The organism is Gammaproteobacteria bacterium (assembly GCA_035279405.1).
Taxonomy (GTDB): Bacteria; Pseudomonadota; Gammaproteobacteria; order Natronospirales; family REEB76; genus REEB76.
In genome coordinates, this window is sequence record DATEHU010000047.1 from 1 (window position 1) to 1,231 (window position 1,231).

Sequence of the window (1,231 nt, forward strand, 5' to 3'; positions counted from 1 at the left end):
TGGACTTCCCCCGATTCAGTGGACACCGTTGGTTGAGTGAGCAGCCCGCTCTTCGAACTCCACGGGGCTGAGATAGCCCAAGGTGGAATGTCGACGGGCCCGATTATAAAATCCCTCCAGATACGCAAAGATCTCGGTGCGCGCGTCCTGCCGGGTGTGATACAGACGGCCACGCATGAGTTCGGTTTTCAGCGTGGCGAAGAAGCTTTCCACCACGGCGTTATCCCAGCAATTGCCGGGACGGCTCATCGAGCCCCGGATTCCGCAGCTCACCAGTCGGTGCTGATAGGCCACTGCGCCATACTGGCTGCCTCGATCCGAATGGTGCAGGAGTCCAGCCAGCACAGGCCGTTGGCGCAGCGCCATCTCTAAGGCCGTCACCGTCAGTGCGGTCGTCTGTTGTGTGTCCATGGCCCATCCGACCACCCGACGCGAGTACAAATCGATGACCACCGCGAGGTAGAGCCAACCCTGGCGTGTGGGCACGTAGGTGATGTCGGCGGCCCACTTCTCATTGGGCCGCGTGGCGGTAAATGCTCGGCACAACACGTTCGCCCGCACCACCGCCGGGAGTGCGCCAGCTGGTTGACGCCAGCTCCGCGGTCGTCGGACACTGCGGAGCCCATGCACCCGCATAAGCCGAGCCACGCGATGGCGGCCGATCCGAAATCCGTGGGCGCGCAGCTCGTGATGAATCCGCGGACTCCCATAGCAGCCTCGCGACGCCTGGTAACAGGTTCGAATCTGTGTGAGCAGCCCTTGATTCTGCTGCGCGCGCCCCCCGAGCGGGCAACGGCACCAGGCATAATAGCCGCTCCGGGCCACGGTGAGCACGCGACACAACACCTCCACCGGATACGAGGCCTTCTCTGCCTGAATGAAGCGATACCTCATCCCGACTCCTTGGCAAAGAAGGCCACGGCTTTTTTTAGGATGTCGCGCTCCATGCGGAGCTGCTCCACTTCTCGCCGCAAGACCTTGAGTTCCTCGGTCGCCAGGAAGCTGTTGGATCCTGGGGCCGTCCCCGCGACTTGCCGCATCCACCGATTGAGCGTCGGTTGGGGAATGCCTAATTCCCGCGCCACCTGACATTCACTCTTCCCACTGCGTCGGCACAAATCCACGGCGTCCTGCTTAAACTCTGGTGTGAAACTCCGTCGCGGCTGGGCCATGAGGCACCTCCCTTCGCTGATTATGCACAGAAGGTGTCCACAAAATCAGGGGAAGACCA

General features: G+C 61.9%; 1 protein-coding gene. It reads right to left on the bottom strand.

Annotated elements, in window-relative coordinates; translation table 11 throughout:
* Positions 1–15 precede the first annotated feature (15 nt).
* Positions 16–1,172 (bottom strand): IS3 family transposase gene (locus VJR90_10195; GenBank protein ID HKV97841.1). Its coding sequence is split into 2 segments (ribosomal slippage): positions 16–920 and positions 920–1,172, totalling 1,158 coding nucleotides; the frame shifts between segments, so codons are not numbered across the junction.
* Between the last annotated feature and the right edge of the window lie 59 nt (positions 1,173–1,231).